This is a genomic window from Sorangium sp. So ce363 (assembly GCF_051520435.1).
In the GTDB taxonomy this organism is placed as follows: domain Bacteria; phylum Myxococcota_A; class Polyangia; order Polyangiales; family Polyangiaceae; genus Sorangium; species Sorangium cellulosum_B.
In genome coordinates this window covers 10,804,843-10,827,213 of sequence record NZ_CP150333.1, presented here as the reverse complement: position 1 = coordinate 10,827,213, position 22,371 = coordinate 10,804,843, and the positions used below count along the sequence as shown (strand labels likewise).

General features: G+C 71.6%; 13 protein-coding genes. 5 read left to right on the top strand and 8 right to left on the bottom strand.

Features of this window, described 5'->3' with window-relative positions; translation table 11 throughout:
• The first annotated feature begins 31 nt into the window (after nucleotides 1-31).
• Nucleotides 32-988: a hypothetical protein gene (locus WMF12_RS40720; protein WP_437853938.1), complete on the top strand. Its 957-nt coding sequence runs from the start codon at nucleotides 32-34 to the stop codon at nucleotides 986-988.
• A 74-nt stretch (nucleotides 989-1,062) separates the two neighbouring features.
• Here the strand turns inward: WMF12_RS40720 and WMF12_RS40715 are convergent, their stop codons facing one another.
• The 3 genes from WMF12_RS40715 to WMF12_RS40705 are packed head-to-tail and all read right to left on the bottom strand — an operon-like array spanning nucleotide 1,063 to nucleotide 5,076.
• Nucleotides 1,063-3,552, bottom strand: coding sequence for a DUF5682 family protein (locus tag WMF12_RS40715; RefSeq protein WP_437853936.1), 2,490 nt, complete (start codon nucleotides 3,550-3,552; stop codon nucleotides 1,063-1,065).
• Between the two features lie 9 nt (nucleotides 3,553-3,561).
• Complete coding sequence (locus WMF12_RS40710; RefSeq protein WP_437546245.1) at nucleotides 3,562-4,647, bottom strand: ATP-binding protein; 1,086 nt, start codon at nucleotides 4,645-4,647, stop codon at nucleotides 3,562-3,564.
• Between the two features lie 15 nt (nucleotides 4,648-4,662).
• Nucleotides 4,663-5,076, bottom strand: a complete 414-nt coding sequence (locus tag WMF12_RS40705; RefSeq protein WP_437853934.1) for a hypothetical protein — start codon at nucleotides 5,074-5,076, stop codon at nucleotides 4,663-4,665.
• Nucleotides 5,077-5,588: 512 nt separating this feature from the next.
• Here WMF12_RS40705 and WMF12_RS40700 point away from each other — a divergent pair.
• On the top strand, nucleotides 5,589-5,783 hold the full coding sequence (locus tag WMF12_RS40700; RefSeq protein WP_437853933.1) for a hypothetical protein: 195 nt from the start codon (nucleotides 5,589-5,591) through the stop codon (nucleotides 5,781-5,783).
• Between the two features lie 85 nt (nucleotides 5,784-5,868).
• Nucleotides 5,869-11,934, top strand: a complete 6,066-nt coding sequence (locus tag WMF12_RS40695) for an AAA family ATPase (RefSeq protein ID WP_437853931.1) — start codon at nucleotides 5,869-5,871, stop codon at nucleotides 11,932-11,934.
• Between the two features lie 312 nt (nucleotides 11,935-12,246).
• Here WMF12_RS40695 and WMF12_RS40690 read toward each other — a convergent pair whose 3' ends face one another.
• The 3 genes from WMF12_RS40690 to WMF12_RS40680 form a co-directional block, all read right to left on the bottom strand.
• Nucleotides 12,247-13,794, bottom strand: coding sequence for an Eco57I restriction-modification methylase domain-containing protein (locus WMF12_RS40690; RefSeq protein ID WP_437853928.1), 1,548 nt, complete (start codon nucleotides 13,792-13,794; stop codon nucleotides 12,247-12,249).
• A gap of 102 nt (nucleotides 13,795-13,896) precedes the next feature.
• Complete coding sequence (locus WMF12_RS40685; RefSeq protein WP_437853926.1) at nucleotides 13,897-14,880, bottom strand: hypothetical protein; 984 nt, start codon at nucleotides 14,878-14,880, stop codon at nucleotides 13,897-13,899.
• A 53-nt stretch (nucleotides 14,881-14,933) separates the two neighbouring features.
• Complete coding sequence (locus WMF12_RS40680; protein WP_437853925.1) at nucleotides 14,934-15,356, bottom strand: MarR family winged helix-turn-helix transcriptional regulator; 423 nt, start codon at nucleotides 15,354-15,356, stop codon at nucleotides 14,934-14,936.
• 333 nt (nucleotides 15,357-15,689) lie between these two features.
• Between WMF12_RS40680 and WMF12_RS40675 the strand changes: the two genes are divergently transcribed.
• The gene (locus WMF12_RS40675) at nucleotides 15,690-16,829 is read left to right on the top strand and encodes a formylglycine-generating enzyme family protein (protein WP_437853922.1); all 1,140 of its coding nucleotides are present in this window, start codon (nucleotides 15,690-15,692) and stop codon (nucleotides 16,827-16,829) included.
• Between the two features lie 59 nt (nucleotides 16,830-16,888).
• On the opposite strand, the gene WMF12_RS40670 is transcribed toward WMF12_RS40675, so the two are convergent.
• Both WMF12_RS40670 and WMF12_RS40665 read right to left on the bottom strand, forming a co-directional pair.
• Nucleotides 16,889-19,201: a sulfatase-like hydrolase/transferase gene (locus tag WMF12_RS40670; protein ID WP_437853920.1), complete on the bottom strand. Its 2,313-nt coding sequence runs from the start codon at nucleotides 19,199-19,201 to the stop codon at nucleotides 16,889-16,891.
• Nucleotides 19,198-20,328 (bottom strand): tyrosine-type recombinase/integrase, encoded by a 1,131-nt coding sequence (locus WMF12_RS40665; protein WP_437873944.1) that lies wholly within the window; start codon nucleotides 20,326-20,328, stop codon nucleotides 19,198-19,200. Before WMF12_RS40665 ends, WMF12_RS40670 begins: the two co-directional genes overlap by 4 nt.
• 435 nt (nucleotides 20,329-20,763) lie before the next feature.
• On the opposite strand from WMF12_RS40665, the gene WMF12_RS40660 reads away from it, so the two are divergent.
• Complete coding sequence (locus tag WMF12_RS40660) at nucleotides 20,764-22,362, top strand: MFS transporter (protein WP_437853918.1); 1,599 nt, start codon at nucleotides 20,764-20,766, stop codon at nucleotides 22,360-22,362.
• Nucleotides 22,363-22,371: the final 9 nt, after the last annotated feature.

The window sequence follows — 22,371 nt, the reverse complement described above, 5'->3', positions numbered from 1 at the left end:
CGCGGCATGCGTCGTGCTGTTTCGGGCCGGCATGCCGCGCTCCCAACTCGCCACGTCGATCGCTTTGCTTGCGCTGATCTCCGGCTGCGCCGCCCGCCCGCAGTCGGCTCTTCCCGTTTCCCTCGACGTCCCGCACCCGCCTGCCCCGCGTTCGTCCGAGTCCAAGGGCGCTGAGGGCGCCGCGCTCGGCGGGGAGCTCCTCGTCTGGGGCCGCACGGGCGATGGGCCGCCTCGGACATGGCACCTCACCGAGGAAGGCGCGGTGATCCGCGAGGAGCCCGGGATCGTCGTGGCGACCGGTCGAGGGGAGTGGCGCTGGGAGGTGCGCGAGGTGAAGGTGGAGACCTCGGCCTGCGAGTTCGGGCCCGAGGAGACGCGCGAGCCGGGCGAGGGCACCGCGAACCGCGCGGAGCTCGTGCTGCGCGGGACGGGCGCGCGCCAGCAGGTGATCGCGCCGTCGGACGCGGATGGGAGCAACGTGATCCAGCACGAGGCGGAGGCGATCGGGAGCGTCGGGCCGTACCTGTTCATCGAGGAGCGGACGTACAGCTACGCGTGCGGCGCACACGGCTTCGTGGGCGTGGGGTTCACGGTGTGGGACGCCGACAAGGGGGCGATCGTCAACCTGCTCGCCGAGGTGTCCGGCGTGCCGGCGCTGCAGGGCGAGGCCGAGGCGCTCCTCGACGAGGACGAGGACGACCCCGAGGCCGCCCGGCAAGAGGAGAATGCGCCGGAGCTCGTGCAGATCGCGCCGGCCTACGACGCGCGGGGGGCGCTCCGGGTGGCCGCGAAGCTCGCGCGCGCCGCGTGTTATGCCTGCGGCGACGGCGCGTGGAGCTCCTACACGCGCTCGGCGGTGGTGCCCGCCAAGAAGGCGCCGGCGCGCCTCGCAGCGTGGGCGTCCCCGCCGCCCGGCATGCAGAGCTTCCTGGCGCAGCACCCGGACCTCAACGTCGGCGGTTGGTCGCGGGCCGGCCGGCAAGAGTGAGGCGAGCGAGCCCCGCTGGCCGGCCGGCCGCGTGACGAGGGCGGCGCGCGGCGCGCCGCGGTCACGGCCCCGCGTCAGAGCAGGTCGTCGAGGTCGTCCATGGCCTGCGACAGGTCCTCGCTCATCTCCTTCAGCTTCTCGCGGTCTTTCTCGAGCAGCACCGCCTGCGCCGCGCGGGCCTTGTCCCCGAGCTTCCGCGAGGCGAGCACGTTCTCGAGCAGGTACCGCCGCTCGGTCGCGCCGAGCGCCGCGAACGCGCGCCGCAGGACCGGGAGCGTGTCCTTGAAGCGCTCGGGAAGGATGCCCCCGAGGAACGCGTCGAGCGCCTCGACCACGGGCCGGCTCTTCACGAGCACGAGCGCGTTCACCTCGAGGAAGCCGGCCAGGAACGACGCCGCCGCCTCGGGCGGGGCCGCGCTCCCGAGCCGCAGGCCGACGATCCTCGCCACCGCGTCATCGTGGTTCGGGGATCCGCCTTCGCGGTCCCCTCGGTCATCGATGACCTGCGCCAGGTAGAGCAGCCCGCACGCGAGGCCTGACGCCGTGGGGTTCACCGCGTCGCTGTCCACGAGCGCCCGCGCCGCCTCGAACCACGCGGCGCGGTCGACGATCGGCTGCGACAGCGCCACGTCGTGCAGCGTGCGCAGCGCCTCCTTGGCCGGGGCGACCGCCTCGTCGCTGCCCGTGCAGCCGCCGTGGACGCGCAGGACCGCGCGCGCGAACGTCTTCTCCAGCATCGTCGCGATCACCCCGTCGCCGAGCGACGACAGCGAGCGCGACGACCCGAACGACGCGAGCCCCGCGAAGGCGCGGCACGCCCGGGCGAGCGACGGCAGATCGCTGTCGCCCGCGGCGAACCGGTCGCACGCGTCGAGCGCCGAGGCCGCCGCGCGGGCGCTCGACGCGAGCACGGCGTTCAGCAGCACGTCGGCGGCCTCGCCGGTCGTGTGGCACGCCGCGAGATCCTCCTCGAGCAGCCGCGTCGCCACCTGCTCCAGCGTGTCGCCGAGGACGATCTTCTCGACGAGCGCCACGTCGGTCGCCGGCGTCCACTGCGCCTCCCACGTCTCGCTCAGCTGCCGGAGCAGCTCGTCCGGCGGCACCTCGCTCGCCGCCTGCCCGCGCCGCTGCCCGCGAGCGCCCGCGCCGCCCCGCCCGGCCGCCCGGGTGCCGGCGTACGCCGCGTAAGGGATCTTCGCGATGCGGAGCCGGTGCAGGAGCACGCTCGTCCCGATCTCGACCTCGTTCGTGAGCGACAGCCGGAACGACTCGGGCGCGTCGGTGGCGGGGAGCCTGCGCTCGCGCACCTCGCGCCAGAACTCCTCCTGGAGCGAGTTCTTCCCGATGCCGCCTCCGACGCGGCCCACGTTGCGCCCGATGACGGCCGGCCAGAGAAAGCCGTCGACGTGCGTGGCGTCGCCGCGGCACATCGTGGCGATCGTCGCCTCGCGCACCTCGTCGAGGCCGGGCTCCGCCTTGCCGCGGAGCTCGGCGAGCGAGACCGCGAGGCGGAAGGCCTCGATGGTGTCGGCGAGCGAGGCCATGAAGCCGCGGAGGCGGAGGTGCTCGGTGAAGTCGATCAGCACTTCGAGGGTGGCGCGCCGGAAGTCGCCGCCCGCGTCGTGCGCGCGCTGGTAATACTGCGGCGCCCGGTTGCCCGCGCCGTACCCGAGCTGCTCGGAGAGCCGCGGAAAGCTGAACGGGATGAGCGTCACGGCGCACGGGATCGGCGCTGGCAGCCGCGCCTCCAGCGCCGGATCGACGTCGCGCGCCGCGAACGCCGCCGCGTGCGCCGCGCCGAGCACGGCCGCGACCTCGTTCGGGGCGAGGTCCGGCCCCATGCGCTCGAGGATGCTCCGCGCCATGTAGGCGTCGCGCGCCCGATGGATCAGCCGGTCCCCGTCGCTGCGCACGAGGTCCGCGTACGCGAGCAGGGCCTCGCGGAACGGCCCGGGATCGTAGCGGGGCGCCTCGAACGAGGCCTCCCAGAACTCCTCGAACGAGCGGAAGCCCCGGGCGCGCGCGCACGCCGCATAGATGCTCTCCTGCTCCCCCTCCGCGCTGGCGGGCTCGCCGTCGCCGCCGTCCCCTGCGCCGCCGTCGCCCGCGGGCTCGCCGGGCTCGCCGTGTCCGCCGTGTTCACCGTGCTCGCCGCGGTCCTCGTCGATCTCGCGCTCGTGGCCGCCCGGATCGTCGGCGTCGTCGTGGCCGACCAGGGCGCCGTCGAAGGGGGCGAGCGTCGTGCCGACGGGGATGTCGATGAGCTCGACGCGCACGCCGTGCTCGAAGGCCCATTTCACCGCGACGTACTCGGGCGAGTAGGCGGCGAACGGCCACAGCGACGACGCGGGCTCCCCGTCGGTGCGGTAGCCGAGGATCGCCACGGGCGGGACGGTCTTCGGGTCGACGAGCGCCTCGAGGAGCGGGGTGGCGTCGCTCGGGCCCTCGACGAAGATCGCCTTCGGGCGCACCTCGTCGAGGTAGGCGCGCAGCGTCGCGCTGGAGCGCGGCGAGTGGTGGCGCACCGGGAAGAGGTGCACGGCGGCGAGCCGGTCGAGGTCCATCGGGTCCCTTCAGATCGCGAGGCGCTTCTTGGCGGAGGCGTAGAACTCCTTCCAGAGCCCTGCGCGGCCCTTGGCCACGGTCTCGCAGTACTCGCGGACGGCCTTGAGGTCGTCGCCGCCCTCCTTGCTCACGGCGCCGAGCAGCGAGCGGGAGAGGTCGTCGGCGGTCACCTTCCCGGTGCCGAAGTGCTGCGCGAGGATGCCGCTGTTGAAGAGCACGCTGATTGCCTCCGCGGTCGACAGGACGGAGCCCGGGGTCTTCACCTTGGTCTTGCCGTCCTTGGTGACGCCGGCGCGGAGCTCCTGGAAGAGCGTGACGAGCAGCTTGGCGAGCTCGGCGGGCGGCTCGACGCCGACCTGGTAGTCGCCGCGCAGCTCGGCCTCGCGCTTCTGCACGATGCTGATCTCCTGCTCGAGGTCGTCGACGACGGGGACGGTGATGAAGTTGAAGCGGCGCTTGAGCGCGGCGCTCATCTCGTTGACGCCGCGGTCGCGGGTGTTGGCGGTGGCGATGAGGTTGAAGCCGCGCTGCGCGGGGACGACCTGGTCGAGCTCGGGGACGGCGATCTGCTTCTCGGACAGGATGGAGATGAGCGCGTCCTGGATCTCCGACGAGGTGCGGGTGATCTCCTCGAAGCGCGCGAAGCGCCCGTCGCGCATGGCGCGGAGGATGGGCGAGGGCACGAGCGCCTTCTGCGAGGGCCCTTCGGCGAGGAGCAGGGCGTAGTTCCAGCCGTATTTGACGTGCTCCTCGCTGGTGCCCGCGGTGCCCTGGACGACGAGGGCGCTCGTGCCGCTGATGGCGGCGGAGAGGTGCTCGGAGAGCCAGCTCTTGGCGGTGCCCGGCTCGCCGACGAGCATGAGGGCGCGGTCGGAGGCGAGGGTCGCGAGCGCGACCTGCACGAGGGCGCGATCGCCGATGTACTTGGGGGTGATCGCGACGCCGCCGACGGGTTTGTCGCTGCCGAGGATGTAGGTCTCGACGGCCCTCGGCGAGAGGCGCCACCCGGGCGGCCTGGGCGCCGTGTCGTTGGCGGCGAGGGCCGCGAGCTCGTGTTCGTACTTGGTCTCGGCGGGCTGGCGGAGGTCGCTCATGGGTGGCGCAGGAGGTTACCGCAGAACGGGGCGGGGCGTCGCCGGGGGGACGTCAGGGGTCGATCGGCTGCGCGGTCGGCGCGGGCGCGGGCGGCGGCGCGCCCGGCGGCGGGGCGGCGGGCTCTGCCTCGCCGCTCGCGGCACCTGTGGCTCCCCTGGGGGGGTCGCTGCCGCGCGCGACATCAGCGCCGGGATGTGCGCGTCGACCTTCCGGCGGCCCCAGATCTCGACGCCTGCCTTGTAGACGACGATCAGCGCATCGCCGGTCCAGGGGTCGAGATCGTCCTCCGGGGTTTGCGCCACGATGGATCGGAAGTGGTGGAACGCGACCTCGGCGTCCTCGGTCAGGAAGGGTTGCCTGACGCTGGTTCCGGGCTTCTTCGCCTGAGTCTCCGGCTTCTGGTTGGGTTGTCTTCGAGTCGAGGGCATTCTGGCAACATCGCACGTGGTATTGGCGAGGCGCCAGCGCGCGCTGGGTCGGTTTCTTGCCCGAGGCGCGGCAGGCGCCTCGGGCGGCGGGAGATCGGCGGGAGGGCCGGAGATGAAGACACGATGTTTCTGCGTCGGCTGGCTGTCGACTGTCGAGGCCGATCGGGGAGGGAATGGGGTCTCCGCCGCCGGGTGAGGAGGCAACGGGCAGCACGATGGAGACTCTCGGCGGTGGGCGGAGCGGCGGTCGCAAAGACGCCTGGAACCTGCGGCGCGGGGCGGGGAGGCAACGGCGGGGAAGCCGGGGGCTCTCAGGGGCTGGGTGAGGAGGCGACCGCCGGGAGGTCGCGTGCCCTCGGGGGCTGGGTGGAGAGGCGACGGCTGGGAGGGCGGGGACTCTGGTCTCGACTTGGGCACTTACGCATCATCAAGGTCCCCACTTCGTGTTCCGAATGGGTGGATTGAGGGGGCCGCTGCCCGCGTTTTCGACCTTGTCGTTGATCCTCCGGGCGATGAAGTGGGCACCGTCCACGAAGACGACGATCGAGCGCTTCTGCGCGCTGCTGCACGAGAGATCGGTCGAGCGGCGGACGGCGACGGCGTTCGCGAGCCAGCGTGTGGCGCAGGTCCTGCCACGATGTCCTCGACAGGGTGGCGCCGGCGTGGGGCGTAGCGCGCGCTGGGGGTTCGCGGAGGAGGACGGATGATGTTCCGGCGCCTCGTCCGCTCAAAGCGATGGCGATGCGCGCCGGTCGTGGCAGCATGCTTCGCATTACCCGTCGTGGGGGTCCTGTGGGCACCAATCCCGTCTGGTCCGATCACGGGGCGTCGTCCCGTTACGCCATCATCGAGGTCCTCTGCGAGGGCTCTGACACCCTTCTTTACCGGGGTGTGCGCGAAGACGACGGCCTTCCCGTGGTGCTCAAGGTCCTCCGGCGCGATCACGCGAGCCCTCGCGCCCTCGAGCGGCTGCATCACGAGTACGAGATCGCCCGGGCGCTCGAGACCACGGCCATCATCAAGCCCTATGCGCTCGAGACGCTCGGCGATCAGCCGGCGCTGGTCCTGGAGGATTTCGGCGGCGTGTCGCTCGATCGGCTCCAGGACGGGCCGATGCCGCTCGAGCGCTTCTTTCCCGTCGCCGTCCGCTTGGTCGAGGCGCTCGCCGGGCTGCATCGACACGGCGTCGTCCACAAGGACATCAAGCCTCAGAACGTGCTCCTCAACCCCGCCACCGGCGAGGTGAAGATCACCGATCTCGGGATTGCGTCCCGGATACCCCGCGAGCTCCAGCACCTCGAGCACGTCGGACTCATCGAGGGGACGCTGGCGTACATGGCGCCCGAGCAGACGGGCCGGATGAACCGCTGGATCGACGAGCGGACCGATCTGTACTCCCTCGGTGTCACCTTCCACGAGATGCTGACGGGCACCTTGCCGTTCCGGGCGAGCGATCCTGTCGAGTGGGTCCATTGTCACATCGCCCAGAAGCCGCCGCCGGCGCACGCGCTCGTCCCGTCGATTCCCCCGGCCCTGTCCGCGATCGTGCTCAAGCTGCTCGCCAAGGCCGCCGAGGAACGTTACCAGAGCGCGCTCGGCCTGCGGCACGACCTCGACCAGTGCTCCGCGCAGCTCGGGGCGACCGGCGCCATTCAGCTCTTTCCGCTCGGCCAGCGCGACCTCTCCGACCGATTCCGGGTCCCGCAGCGGCTGTACGGGCGCGAGCGCGAGGTCGGGGCGCTGCTCGCCGTGTTCGAGCGGGTTGTGGCGCAGGGCCGGCCAGAGCTGGTGCTCGTGTCGGGCTACGCGGGCATCGGCAAGTCGTCGCTCGTCGCCGAGCTGCACCGGCCGATCGTGAGGGAGCGGGGGTTCTTCCTCTCCGGCAAGTTCGATCAAACCGCGAGGGACGTCCCCTACAGCGCTTTCCATCAGGCGTTCCGGACGCTGGTGCAGGAGATCCTCGGCGCGAGCGAGGAGCAGGTCGAGCGCTGGAGACAGCGTTTCCGGGAGGCCCTCGGCCCGAACGGCAGGCTGCTCGCCGACGTGCTCCCCGAGATCGGGCTGCTCCTCGGCCCCCAGCCGCCCGTGCCCGAGCTTCCGCCCACCGAGGCCCAGAGCCGGCTGCTCGCGACGCTCCAGCGCTTCGTGGCGGCGTGCGCCCGGAAGGAGCACCCCGTGGCGCTCTTCCTCGACGATCTGCAGTGGGCCGACGCGGGAAGCCTCCTCTTGCTCGAGCAGCTCGCCACCTACGCCGGGTCCGAGCATCTCTTGCTGATCGGCGCGTACCGCGACAACGAGGTTGGCCCCGCGCACCCGCTGCGGCTCACGCTGGCCGAGGCGCGCAAGCGCGGCGCCGCCGTCTCCGAGCTCGTCCTCGAGCCGCTCTCGGCCGCCCACGTCGGGGCGCTCGTCGCCGAGACGGTCCACGCGCCGCACACGCCCGCGGAGCAGGTCGAGCCGCTCTCGCAGCTGGTCTACGAGAAGACCGGCGGAAACCCGTTCTTCGTGCTGCAGTTCCTGATCGCGCTGCACCAGGAGGGGCTCATCGCCTTCGACGCGGAGGAGGCCAGGTGGCGGTGGGACATCGCCGCGATCCGCGACAAGGGGTTCACCGACAACGTCGGCGAGCTGATGGCGGGCAAGCTCAAGCGGCTCTCGGTCCCGGCGCGGGACGCGCTCAAGCTCGCTGCGTGCCTCGGCAGCAGCCTGGACCTCGACACCCTCGCGGTGGTCGCGGGCCGTCCGGCGGCGGAGCTCCGCGACGCGCTCGAGGAGGCCGTGCGGGAGGGGCTGCTCCTCCGCCAGAGCGGCGCCTATCGATTCCTCCATGACCGGGTACAGCAAGCCGCTTACTCGCTCATCCCGGCGGGACAGCTCGCCGAGATGCACCTCGGGATCGGGCGGCTGCTCCTCAGGGCGCAGCGCGCGGACGAGCGCGACGAGGCGCTCTTCGACGTCGTCGGCCACCTCAACCGCGGCGCCGCGCTCCTGCGTTCCCGGGCGGAGCGGGACGAGGTCGCGGCGCTGAACCTGCGCGCCGGCAGGAAGGCCAAGGCCGCCGCGGCCTTCCAGACCGCCGCCGCGCTCTTCGCCGCGGGCCTCGCCCTGCTCGCGTCGGACAGCTGGGAGGCGCGGCACGAGCTGACCTACGCCCTGACCTTCGAGCGCGCGCACGTCGCGTACATCACCGGCGGCTTCGACGAGGCCGAGCGGCTCCTGGAAGAGCTCATGGAGCGCGCGAGGACCCGGCGCGAGACGGCCGCCGTCGTCGAGCTCGCCGTCGCCTTCTACCTGACCCGCGGGCAAGGCAAGCGCGCGGTGGAGATCGGGCTCGCGTGGCTCCGCGCCTGCGACATCGATCTGCCGCTGCATCCCTCAGGCGCACAGATTGACGAGGAGACCGAGAGGGTCTGGCAGGCCCTGGGCGATCGGGCCATCGAGGACCTGATCCATCTGCCCCCCATGACGGACCCGGAGATCAAGCTCACGATGGGCGTGCTGCAGGCTATGGACGCTCCTGCGTTCTTCGTGGACGCGGACCTGCTCTATCTCATCGTCCTGCGCATGGTCCAGCTCAGCCTGCGCCACGGCAACGCCGAGCCCTCCGCGCTCGCGTACGCCGCCTTCGCGAGGCTGATCGGCCCGAGGTTCGGGCGCTACAAGGAGGGGTATCTGTTCGGCAAGCTCGGCTGCGACCTGGCGGACAGGAGCGGGCTCCTCACCACGAAATCGGCGGTGTTCAGCTACCTCGGACAGACCGTCGTCTTCTGGACACGCCACTACAGAGAGGCGTCTTGGTACACGCGCGCCGGCTTCAGCGCCGGCGTCGAGTCCGGGGATCTGAACAGAGCATGCTTCAACTGCATGTGGGACGCGCTGTTCCCGCTGCTCTCTGGCGAGCCGCTGGAGGACGTGCTTCACGAGGTCGAAGAGCGCCTCGGCTTCATGCGCAGCGCCGGTTACGCGTTCGCGCACGGTGTCCTCCTCGGCGGCCACGCCATGATCCAGACGCTGCGCGGGAGGCCGGTCCGCTTCTCGATGCTGGATGGATCCGAGCTGGATCCGCCGGCCTTCGAGGCGCAGCTGGAGGAGGGGGATCTGCAGCGCGTTCACGCTTTCTATTACGGCTTGAAGGCCCAGGCGCTCTGCGTGCTCGGCTCTCCCCGAGACGCGTTCGCGGCGGCGACCCGCGCGATCACCGAGCACTCCTTTAAGAGCGAGCCGCACGCCCTCAGCGCCGAGAACCTCTATTATCTCGCGCTCGCGCTCGCGGCCCTCTGCGACGAGGCGCACGAGGCGGGGCCCTCCCCGCAGCGGGAGCTCCCCGAGCGGCTGCTCGAGTGCGAGCGGCAGCTCGGCGAGTGGGCCAGGAACGGCCCCGACAACTTCCTCCACAAGCACGCCCTGGTCCGCGCCGAGATCGCCCGGCTCCGCGGGCAGGACCTGGAGGCCATCGGGCTCTACGAGCAAGCCATCGCGGCGGCGCGCGAGGGCGGCTTCGTCCAGCACGAGGCCATTGCCTGCGAGCTCGCCGCGGCGTTCTACCGCGCGCGCGGCCTCTCCACGTCCGAAGGCGCCCACCTGCAGAAGGCACGCGCCGGCTACTTCACGTGGGGCGCCCACGCCAAGGTGGAGCAGCTCGACCAGCGCTATTCCCACCTCGCCCCGCGCAAGCCGATGGCCCCCACCGTCACCTTCGCCGTACGGGCCGAGCAGTTCGACGTCCTGCCGGTGGTCAAGGCCTCGCAGAGCATCTCCGGCGAGCTCAAGCTCCCGCGGCTGCTCGAGATGCTGCTTCGCGTCGTGGTCGAGCACGCGGGCGCCGAGGAGGGATGCGTCGTGCTGGTCCGGGAAGATCGCCTGTGGGCCGCGGCGATCGAGACGCCAGGGGGCGCGGTGCGGCTGCTCGATGCGGGCGAGGCGCAGTCGGCCGCGCTGCCGCAGTCCGTCCTCAACTACGTTCGCCGGAGCCACGAGCGCGTGCTGCTCGACGACGCCGCCGCCCGGCACCCCTTCCTGGAGGACGAGTATTTCCGGCGCAAGCGCCCGAAATCGGTGCTGTGCCTGCCGATCATGCGCGAGGCCCGGCTCATCGGCCTGCTCTACCTGGAGAACAACCTCGTCACCGGCGCCTTCACCCCCGGCCGGCTCAGCGTCATCGAGCTGCTCGCCTCGCAGTCGGCCATCTCGCTGGAGAACGCCCTGCTCTACGCCGAGCTGGAGCAGGAGAACGCCGAGCGGCGGCGAGCGGAACAGGCGCTCAAGGCCAACCAGGAGATGCTCCAGACCGTCGTCGACAACTCGGCGGCGGCCATCTACGTCAAGGATCGCGACGGCCGACATCTGCTCGCCAACCGGCACGTGGGCAACCTCCTGGGCGTGCCGAGCGAGAAGATCCTCGGAAGGACTGTCGCCGCTTTCTTCCCTGCTCCGATGGCCGAGGCCATCCAAGACCACGACCGGAAGGTGCTCGAGGCGGGCGCGCCGATGGAGTGGGAGGAGACGGTGCCGCTGGAGGACGGGCCGCACACGTTCCTGTCGGTCAAATTCCCGCTCGGCGAGGGGCCCGCGCCCCGCGCGCTCGGCGGCATCTCCACCGACATCACCGAGCGCAAGCGGACCGAGCAGGCCGTGCGCTTCCTGGCCGAGGCGAGCTGCAAGCTGGTGACGCTGGGTTACGGCGCGACGTTCGAGAGCGTGGCGCAACTCCCGGTGCCGGAGCTCTCGGACCAGTGCGTCATCGAGGTGCTCTGCGAGGGCAGGACGCCGGGCTGGACGGTCGCGGCAGAGGTGCCCAGCGAGCAGCTCGACGCGCTGAAGGACGCGCTGCGCGTTCTGGCGGAGGCGTCGCCGGCCGGCTCCGAGGGCGAAGAGGGCCGCGTCACGCCGCTGCTCCAGCAGGTGGGTTCGCTCGACCCGCGGGTCAGGCCTCTCTGGGAGCGGCTCGGCGTTCATGCGTTCCTGCGGGTTCCGCTGGCCGCGCGCGACCGGTACCTCGGCGTCATGACCCTGCTGGCGACCGCGCCCGAGCGCCGTTATGGCCCCGCCGAGCTGCGGCTGGCCGAGGAGCTGGGGTGCCGCGCGGCGCTCGTGCTCGACAACGCCCGACTGTATACCGAGGCCCAGGAGGCGATCCAGCGGCGGGACGAGTTCCTCCTCGTCGCGTCTCACGAGCTCAAAACCCCGCTGACGTCGCTGCAGATGCAGGTGCAGGCGGTCGAGCGCCTGCTGCGCCGCCGCTCGCTCGCGGAGCTCCCCGCGGAGCGGATCGAGGCGATGCTCCAGATCCTCGGCCGCCAGACGTCGCGGCTCGGGCGCCTGGTCGACGAGCTGCTCGACGTCACGCGGCTGAACGCCGGGCGGCTGACGCTCGCGCGCGCGCAGGTCGATCTGGCGGCGCTGGCGGGCGAGGTCGTCGAGCGGATGCGGCCGCAGCTCGCGGCGTCCCACTGCCGGACGCAGCTCGATCTGGAAGGGCCCGTGGTCGGGCACTGGGATCCGGATCGCCTGGAGCAGGTCGTCCTCAACCTCCTGTCGAACGCGATGAAGTACGGCGCAGGCAGGCCTATCTTCGTCGGCGCGCGGCGGCAGGCCGATCGCGCGCTGCTCGTGGTCCGGGATGAGGGGATCGGGATCGCGGAGGCCGATCAGGGCAGGATCTTCGAGCGCTTCGAGCGCGCGGTGTCGGTGCGCAACTTCGGCGGCCTCGGGCTCGGGCTCTACATCGCACGCTCGATCGTGGTGTCGCACGGCGGCTCCATCCGGGTGGAGAGCAAGCCGGGCGCGGGCACCACGTTCGTCGTGGAGCTCCCGGTGAACCCGCCGGAGGCGGAGGAGCGCGGCGCCGCGCCGGCTTAGTACTACAGCCGTACTTGCTGTAGACGGGCGGACGGGCACGGATTTCTCGATCGGACCAAGCAAGTCGCCAAGGCGCAAAAAGGCGGCGGCCGCTTACAACAGAGTGTTCGAGGCGCAGGCCCCTGTGCGACCACGGTCCGGGAGCAGGCGACGCGTCCCACGGATGCCCTCAACGCCTCGCCCAGCCGTGCGATGCGGCAGGGCGCCCCGCGGATGCCCGCAAGTCGTTCTGCCCTTGCTCGGCCCGAGCGCCCACAGATCCTGCGGAGGAGCCCCTGTTCTCTTTGGGTTCACGGGCCCGCGTGACCGCCTCTATGAGGATAGGTCGAGTACATCCTCGACAAGGTGATCAAGTTCATCCTGTGGAAGGCAGGGATCAAGTACCCGCCGCCCGAGCCGTTCGATCTGCTCGACCGTCGGGTACCTGAGGTTCCTCAAGTCGGTCGCGTTCACCTGGGTGTGCCCGTTGAACTGTCGAACGTGCGTATCCACGAGCGTCGAATTCAAGAAGGCCGCCAGGCCGCGCGCCATCACGGCCGGCAGCCCCTTGCCGCTTCGGTGGAGCACGTTGAGGTGGTTCTCGAACCCGATCCGGGCTCCCGGAGCGCTCTCGGGCGTGAAGAGAGCGGCGACGACCCGCCGCCGCTCCTCCTTCGGCGAGAAGCGCTTGACGAGCACGTAGTTCCCGCTGGGCATCCAGAGATCGGCGGTCCCCGGGGCGTCCACGAGGGCGTTCGGCTTCTTGCCGCGTTTGGGCCAGCGAACGACGCCCGACGCGAGGTGCGTCGGGTAGATCAGCGGACCGGTGCTCTTGTCGGGCTCCTGCCGCAAGAACTCGCGCGCTCGGAAGTCGACGACCTTTCCCGTCGAGACGCCCACATTCAAGTCCGTCAAGCGGGATGGCATGCGCGCGAATGTGGCAGCGACTTTCTCCCCGGCTTCGTCCGGCACCACGTGGACGAACAGCTCGGGATCTCCGGGCCGGACGACGTGTTCGAACGGCACGGAGCGGACGGACAGCAGCTCGCCCTCGGGACCGCGCGACGATGAGATGGTGACAGGATCGCACCGGCCGCCCCTGACGGCGTGAAGAATGACGTTCTCTTGAAGGACCTCGTCCTCCGCGAACGCAGCTTCGCGCGATTCGAAGACGTGCACCCTTCGCAGCGACATCTCTCGGAAGAACAGCTCCCGGAACGGTCGAAAGTAAGGACCATTGCAGAAGCTCCGGGGGGTGATCGCGACGAGCTCCCCGCCCGGCTCCAGAAGAAGGAGCGCGAGACCAAGAAACGCCGTGTACAGGTTGCTGGTCTCGAGGCCCACGCGCCGCAGCGCCGCCCTGGCCTCGGTGCCCGAGTTGAGCTTCCTGTAGGGTGGATTCAGGATCGCGTGCGTGAACGAGCGTGGCATGCTCGGGCGAGGCCGGCCGCCGTCGAGCCGCTCGACGGCTGACCGGATGAAATCGGCCTCGATGATGCGGGCAGTGAAGTCGATCCCGGCGCCAGCGCACTCGTCGCGACACGCGCGCGCCGTCCGACGCAGGTACGCTGCGAGCCGCGGGTCGATCTCGAAGCCAGTCGCGCGGATCGCGCTCGGGCGTATCCGGCGGGCACATGCGCTGGCCGTGAACGCGGCGAGGAGGCTGCCCACACCGGCGCCGGCGTCCAGCACGCGGATTTCCTCGCAGGACCGCTCGAACAGCGACGCCATGAACGACGCCACCGGCGGCGGCGTGAGGAACTGACCCAGCTCGGACCGCGTGCGGGGATCGAGCGCCCGCGCGGCCTCGATGCGGTGGAGGTCGACGCGGTCGAGGAGCGGCGGCAGGGCGACTGCCTCGAGTCTCGCTGCCCGGCTCATCGATGACGTGGTTACCGCAGCTGGGGCATCGAGCCAACCGTGCCTGGGCGGTGAACGCGCCGTGGGCGCCTCGCCAGCGAGGCGGCGCCCACGGCGCGCCGCTCAGGCGGCCTCTTGCCGCGCCGCCATCGCGGCGAGCGGCGGTATCCCGAAGCGCTCGCGCACCTCGCCGAGCGGCAGGTGGACGACGTCCCAGAAGTCCCAGCGATCGCTCAGATCGACCTTGCAGGCCGCGCCGCGCGCCACCGCGCGCAGCACCTTGCGCGCCTCGAAGAGCCCGACCTGCGGCGCGGCGACGGGCGTGATCTGGATCCCGAGGTGGAACTGCAGCATCACGAAGAGCAGGAAGGCGAACCCGTCGCGCCGGATGAACCCCGCCTGGAAGGAGCCGGCCTGGATCTCGCCCGCGGGCTCGGTGTCGTACTCCGCGAGCACATGGCCGAGATCGTGGAACACCATGCGCTCCGGGATCGCGTCCCGGCTCTCGCCGGGAAACAGGAAGCCGCGCGCGGTGCAGTGCTCCCAGAACACCCGGCCGAACGTGCCCTCGGGCAGGAGCCCGAGCTGCTTGTAGCGGAAGGCCCGCGAGCGATCCTCGGCGCCCGCGCGGAAGAAGGGCCCGAGGAGCCTGCGCACGCCGGCCAGGCCCTCTTTCCTCAGGACCTCGCCGGCGAACGCGCCGACGAGCCGGCGCCGCACGGCGGCCTTGGCGAGCCCCCTGTGACCGCGCGCCACGAGGCGGAGCACGCCCACGCCCTGCTCGCGCACGCCGAGCGCCCGGGCGAGCGCCTCGACCGCGTCCACCTCGGCCGCCGTCACCTCGCCGTCCGCCATCGCGGTCACGAGCGCGAGCTGCACCAGCCGCTTGCGCCGGTGCGGATCCGGGATCGCGCGGGCCACCCCCTCGGGCGCGACGCGCGGCAGCCCGCCGACGTCGGCGCGGGCCCCGTGCAGCGCCGCGAGCTCCTCCAGGACGGCGCGCTGCTCCGGGTCGAAGCGCGCGAGCGCGCCGTCGGCCAGGGCCACATCGCGGAGCGCGCCGAGCGCCGCCGGGAGCTCATCACAGCTGAAAACCACGATATCCATATCGACCTCCTCTTCACACAAGGGGTTTCACGCCAGACGTTCCATCGAAGGGCTCAGCCGCGCTGGTACGCGTCGACCGCCGACAGGATCGCCGCCGAGATCTTCCTGGGCAGCGACTCGGCCGTTTCCATGATCACCCGCACCCGCTCCACGCTCGCCCGATCGACGAACCGACGGCCGAGGGGCGTGAGCGCGAGCGTCTTCGCGCGGCGGTCCTCGGGATCCTCCTGCCGCGCGAGGAGCCCCCGCTGCACGAGGCCCTCCGCGAGCCGGCTCCCAGCCGAGGCCGAGAGCCCGAGCGACGTGGCGAGGACGGTGACGCGCATCGGGCCGCCGTGATCGACGAGGTGCAGCGCGGCTAGCTGCGCCACGCTGAAGTCCTCCTCGTGCAGCGTGCGCGCGAGCCCCGCGATGATGCGCGAGAACATCATCCGCGTGAACCGCTCGATGGGCGACCCCAGAACATTTTGCGTCATCACAATATTTGTTATAGCGCATTAATTGTGTGATTGCAAGTATTGGTCGCGCGATCGCCCAGTTTGATCCGTCCGCCCCGGAGCGCCGGCAGGTCCGCCGTGTCAGGTCACTTCCGCGCGCCGGCCGCCGTGGTTGCTCGTCGCCAACAATCGCCATGAGCCGGCGGACGCTCGGCCGGCGCCGGTGACGATAAGCCGGTACCGGTGACGATAACCTGCTTTTCCTGAGCGTGGCTTGACGCCGCTTCTTCTCCCAGAAGACCCTACCATTCTCGCGCGGGCTCCACCGGAAGGGCCGCCATCAAGGCGCGGGGAACGGAGCGGAGGCAGGCGATGGCGAAGCGCAAGAGCCATGGTCGAGGCACGTGGATCTGGATCATCGCGGCGGTCGTCCTCGCCGGTGGTTGCGTGGAATTCCGCGGGGCCGATCCCGAACAGGACGCCCCCGGCGAGGGCGGAGGCGGAGGCGGCGGCCAGCCTGGCGGGGGCGAGGCGGGCGGCGGCGGCGCAGGCGGGGATGCGACGGGCGGCGGCGGGGCAGGCGGCGCGGGCGCCGGGGCGCCGGCTGCGCCTCGGAGCTGCGGCTCACGGGAGCTGGGGACGGAGCTGCTGTGCGGACCCGAGGAGATCAGCTGCTGTGACAGCAAGCTGGTTCCGGGAGGCACGTTCAACCGGAACTTCGACGGTGTGCGCGCAGGCGACGATGCCTATCCCGCGACGGTGAGCGGCTTTCTCCTGGATACGTTCGAGGTGACGGTGGGGCGGTTTCGCGCGTTCGTTGACGCCGGAGGAGGCACGCGGGCGAGCGCACCCGAGGCCGGCGCAGGGGAGCACTCGAAGATCCCGGGGAGCGGCTGGTCTGCTGCCTGGAAAGGCTGGCTCGAGGAGGACACGGCGGCGCTCAAGGCTGCCCTGCACTGCGACCCGCCGCGCTCGACCTGGACCGATGACGCCGGGCCGAACGAGAACCTGCCCATGAACTGCATCACGTGGCCCGAGGCCTTCGCGTTCTGCGTGTGGGACGGAGGGCGCCTCCCGACGGACGCGGAGCTGATCTACGCCGCAGCCGGCGGGGACGAGCATCGGGAATACCCGTGGGGCCAGGGGATCGACCTGAGCCGCGCGAGCTACGGTTGCCTCGGGGATGCGGACTCCGCGTCGGGGTGCTCGCTGAGCGACTTCTCCCCTGTCGGGTCGAAGCCGATGGGAGCAGGGCGATGGGGCCACCAGGATCTCGCCGGAGGCGTGAGCGAGTTCGTTCGGGATTCCTCGGACCCGCTCCAGGTCCCGTGCGTCGACTGTGCTCGTCTGGAGCCGTCGTCGATGGGCAACTACGTGGTCGTCCGCGGCGGGAGCGCCCTCGACGACGAGGCGTCTCTGCGCGCGACGAGCAGCGGCGTTTACCGTATCCCGGGTCGCTATGACTCCGGGATGGGGGTCCGGTGCGCGAGGAACCCGCCCTCCGCGGAGTGAGCGAGCTGCACCCGCGACGTCACGAGACGTTCCGCGAGCCGGTGACATCCGGACGGCGGTTACTTCCGCGCGCCGGTCACGTGGACCTCGCGGAGGCGCGCCCGCGCCGCCGCGTAGTACGGCTCGATCTCCTTCGCCGCCGGCGTGCCCCAGAGGTTCTTCCGCTCTTCCGGGTCGCTCGCCAGGTCGTAGAGCTCGAACCGGGCGCCGCCCGAGATCGTCAGCTTCATGTCGCCGCGGAGGAACGACCGCCGCGCGTCGTTGTACGGCCCTGCCGGCATGTCGATCAGCACATCGCGCGCCTGGGCCTGCTCGCCCGGGGCGAGGAACACGTCGGGCAAGAGCGACGCGCCCGACAGGAAGTCGCTCGCGGCCGCGCCCTCGGCAGGCCCGGGCACCCGCATCAGATCGAGCAGCGTCGGCGCGATATCGATCAGGCTGCGCCGCGCCGAGACCCGGGACGGCGCCGCGCCCGGCACGTGGACGACCAGCGGCACCCGCACGAGCTCCTCCCAGAGCTCGAAGCCGTGGCGGAACATCTTGTGCTCGCCGAACGCCTCGCCGTGATCGCTCGTCACGACGATCGCGGTGCGCCCGCCGAAGGGCGCCGCCGCGATCGCGTCGAGCAGCCGGCCGATGTGCCGGTCCGTGAAGGCCACCTCGCCGTCGTAGAGATCCCGCTGCGAGGCCGCGCCGAAGCCCGCCGCGTCGTCGTGCCGGAGGTAGTCGGCGTGCGGGTCGAGGTAGTGGACCCACAGGAAGAAGCGCCCGCCCGTGTTGTCGGTCGACCCGAGCAGCCGCAGCGCGGCGTCGGTCAGCGCGGCGCTCGTCGCCTTGTTGTCGACGTCCCAGGGCGCGCCCTCCGGCGGCGCCGCGGACATGTCCACCACGTCGAAGCCGCGGTCGAGCCCGCCGAAGCTGCCGAAGTAGCGGTGCCCGTGCACGCTCATCGTGCGCACCCCGGCGCGCTTCAGGCGCTCGGCGACGAACGTGTCCTCCTCGCTGAACTTGTTGAAATGCCCCCAGTTCCTGTGGGTCTCGCTCCCGTACTTGCCGATGAGCATCGGGCCGACGCTCTTGCCCGTGTAGGACGCGAGCGAGTACGCGCGCTCGAACACCGTGGAGCGGGCCGCGAGGCCGTCGAGGTTCGGCGACACGGGCCGGGGGTTGCCCGCGTAGCCGAGGTCCCAGCGGAGCGTGTCGACGGTGACGAGGACGACGTTCAGGTCCGCCGGCAGGCGCGCGGCGGGCGACCCGCGCGAGTCGGCGCGCGGGGCCGCCTTCGGGGCGGGGGCGAGCGCGGCGAGCGCCGCGGCCGTCAGATCGCCGCCGGAGCAGTCGTCGTCGACGCCGTTGTCGAGGATCTCCTCGGCCAGCGGGTGGACGCGCGCGTCGCGGTCGTCGCAGTCCCCGCCGCCGAAGAGGGCGGCCGCGCGGTCGCCGTCGCGATCGGCGAGGCGGCGCAGGACCGCGAGGCTCTTGCCTCCGACGGGCGCGCCGCGCTCGATCGCCTGCGCCACCGCGGGCTCCGCGTTGAGCGCCGAGGCGGCGCGCGCGGTGAGCGCGAGCGGCAGGAGCGCGGCGAGGAGCGCGACGGGCGCGCGCGCCGTCCGGACCGCGACCGGCGCGAGGGAGGCGGCGAGCGCGACGACCAGGAGGAGCGCCGGGGCGCGCAGGTCGAGCTCGGGGCGCTTGAAGATGCCGTAGATGCCGAGGAAGCCGCCCTCGCCCGAGACGCCGCCCGTGGCGACCCCGAACGCGAACAGGGCCGCGGCGATCGCGAGCGCGACGCCGCCCGTGACCGCCGGATCGACGCAGGCGGGGCGGCCGTCGCTGGCCTTGGCGAGCGCGCGCCTGAGCGGCGGCGTGAGGGCGAGGACGGCGAGGCCCGCGATGAGGCCGAGGCCGAGCGCGCCCGCGGCGACGGCGGTGCCGACCAGGAGGGGCGCGGCCTCGAGGCCGAGCAGGGCGCGGGCGAGGTGGGCGCACAGGGTCATCCAGAGGAAGGCCGCGAGCACCGCGAGCGGCACGAACGCCGCGATGTCGGCGGGCCGGCCGATCGCCCGCACCCGCAGCGCGCCCACGAGCGTGGCCGGCGACGGCGGGCTCGACGGGTCGACCACGATCGCGGAGGCGCCCGCGAGCAGGCCGACGACGAGCGCGACGGGCGCGAACACCCCGATGTCGGCGAGGTAGGTGGCGAGCTGGAAGGCGGCGTCGTCGCCGGCGCCCGCCGTGGCCCACCCGGCGTCGAGCGACGCGGCCACGACGCCGAAGACGCTGGCGCCGAGCGCGCTCCTGGCGAGCCGCCCCGCCCACGCGCGGGCCAGCGTCGGGACCGCGGGGCCCGGCGAGCTCGAGGCTCGCTTCACGCGGGGCTCCGCTTCCGCGCCATGGGGTGAGCGGCGTCGTAGACCTTGAGCAGGTGGTCGATCGAGACGTGCGTGTACCGCTGCGTGGTGGCGAGCGAGGCGTGCCCGAGCAGCTTCTGGATGGCCCGGAGGTCGGCGCCGCCGTCGAGCAGGTGGGTCGCGCAGGTGTGCCGGAGCGCGTGCGGGTGCAGGTCGGCCCGGCCGGCGCCGAGCGCGCCGTAGCGCTGCACCAGCGCCTGGACGCGGCGCACGCCGATGCGCGCGCCGCGGCGGGACAGGAAGAGGGCGCGGGGGTCGCGGGCGCCGGTCGTCGGGTCGGCGAGCTCGTCGCGCCGCTCGAGGTAGCGCTCGATGGCGGCGAGGGCGTGGGAGCCGAGCGGGACGATCCGCTCCTTGTCGCCCTTGCCGACGACGCGCACCGCGGCCCTGTCGGCCGGGCGCCGGTCGACGTGGGTGAGGTCGAGCCCGCAGAGCTCGGAGACGCGCAGGCCCGCGCCGTAGAGGGTCTCCAGCATGGCGCGGTCGCGGAGCCCCTCGGCCGTCTCGGTGCCGGGGATCTCCATGACCTCGGCGGCGGCGTCGACGTCCAGGAAGGTGGGCAGCGGGCGCCGGACCTTGGGCAGGGCGAGCTGGGCCGCCGCGTTCTTGTCGACCTCGCCGCGCCGCTCCAGGTAGCGGAGCAGGGCGCGGGCGGCGCCCACCTTGCGCGCGATCGAGGCGGGCGCGTGGGTGCGCGCGAGCGAGCCCAGCCAGCTGCGCAGGAGGAGCACGTCGAGGCCATCCACGGCCGGGGCCTCGTCCGGAGAGGGAGCCTCGCCGGTGGCCGGGGCCTTGCCGGGGGCCGGGGCCTTGCCGGTGGCCGAGGCCTTGCCGGGGGCCGAGGCCTTGCCGGGGGCCGAGGCCTTGCCGGGGGCCGAGGCCTTGCTGCGCGCTCGCGCAGGGCGGTGATCGGCGTTCGCGGCCGCCTTCTCGCGGGCGAAGCGCGCGAGCTGCTCGAGGTCGCGCCGGTACGCAGCCACGGTGTGGCGCGAGGCCCGCCGCTCGGCCGTAAGGTAGGTCAGGAAACGCGCGATCGCCTGCTCCAGCGTGGTCCCGCCGGATCGATCGCCGCTCCGCCGCGCGTGCATCACGGGGTTTGCCCTACCACCAGGACGGCGCCGCAGGCAAAGACTCGCCGGCGGCCGAGCTGCAGCGCCGCTCGGCCGGCGCCGCTGCGCGGCGCGGCAGGGGAGGCGGGCGCTGGCCGGACGGGACCGCGGTCGCCAGGTGCCGCGGCAGGTGGCGGTCGCAGGGCGCGTCACGCCATGCCCTGACAAGAAACGCCCCTCACGGATCACGAGCGAACCACCCGCCCGGTGGGCGACAGGGAGCGAGCTCCGCTCGCTCCCGGCTCTGCTGTTCAGGATGATCCATGATCCGCGCTGTCGAAGTGTGAATCGGACTGCAGAGCGCGGCGGTGAAGACCGGCTGTTTCGACGCGCGTGAGACCGGCGCCCGCTCGCTCGCTGCGAAGGAGCTGCTCAATCGTAGTTGCCCCTGACGGACCGCGGCGGGACACGCTTGTGATCCAGGTGTGTACGCTGCTCTCGGTGTGGTACGAGGGCTTGCCCGGGGCCCGGGCGCACGAGGAGCATGAAATGACCAACGCCGCCGTGAGCGAGCCGGCCGTCGAGGCGCCGCCGAAGCTTTCCTTTGCTCAGACCCTGAAAAGCCTGCCGCGCTCCTTCTGGATGGGCTGCACCATGGAAATGTGGGAACGGCTGGCTTACTACGGCGTGCGCGTCGTCATGCCCATCTACATCGCCCAGGCCGACGAGCCTGGAGGGCTCCACTTCAGCCAGCAGGACAAGGGCACCATTTACATGGTCTGGGCCCTCATCCAGTCGCTGCTCCCGATGGTCACCGGCGGTTACGCCGACCGGTACGGCTACAAGCGCACGATCTTCATCACGGTGTGGCTGAAGATCATCGGTTATCTGCTGATGGCGACGCAGCGGAGCTTCACCGGCTTTCTGCTCGGCGTGGTCATCCTCGCGACGGGCACGGCCCTCTTCAAGCCCGGGATCCAGGGCACCCTGGCCCAGTCGATGGACAAGTCGAACTCGTCGGTCGGGTGGGGCCTCTTCTACTGGCTCGTGAACGTGGGCGCGGCGATCGGCCCGCCGCTCGCCGGCTACCTCCACGGCAAGAGCTGGTCGTGGGTCTTCTATGGCTGCGCCGCCATCATCTCCCTGAACTTCCTGATGCTGTTCACGTACAAGGAGGTCGACTCCGGCGCTGACAAGACCTCCGGGGCGTGGAAGGTCTTCAAGGACACGATCAAGAACATCTGGGACGCGCGGCTCATCACCGTGATCCTGCTGCTCTCGGGGTTCTGGCTGATGATGTACCAGCTCTGGGACCTGATGCCGAACTTCTACACGGACTGGATCAGCAGCACCTCCTTCGTGCAGAACAACCCCTGGCTCCCGGCGTCGTGGCTCGATATCAAGGATCCTCGCGGGGTCCAGCTCAAGCAGGAGAACGTGCTCAACGTGAATTCGGTGAGCATCGTCCTGCTCCTCGTGCCCTTCTCGTACCTGGTGGCGAGGATGAAGGTGCTCTCGGCGATGACGCTGGGCATCCTCGTCGCCATTTTCGGCATCCTCGTCTCAGGGACCACGACGTCGCTCTACGTCCTCTTCCTGGGCATCCTGCTCTTCTCCATCGGCGAGATGCTGACCGGCCCGAAGAAGAGCGAGTATTTCTCGCTCATCGCGCCGAAGGGAAAGAAGGCGCTCTACCTCGGCTACATCAACATCCCGGCGGCGATCGGCCCCGCGATCGGCGCGCAGATGGCGGGGATCCTTTATGGGACCCGGGGCGAGAAGGCCACGCTGGCCCTGCGCTACCTCGCCGAGAAGACCGATCTCGCCAAGGGGAAGGCCTGGGACGGCGATGTGGCGTCGCTCTCGGAGCTCCTCGGGGTGTCGCGCCAGCAGGCCTTCAGGACGCTGCAGGAGACGCTGCACATCGACGCCGCCGAGGCCACGCGCCTGCTCTGGGACACCTACCGGCCTTACGAGATCTGGTATTCGTTCGCGGCGATCGGGGTCGCTTCGCTCGTGGGGATGCTGATCTTCTCCCGGCGCTCGAGGCGGTGGAAGGACCTCGACGTGTAGGGCGCGTGG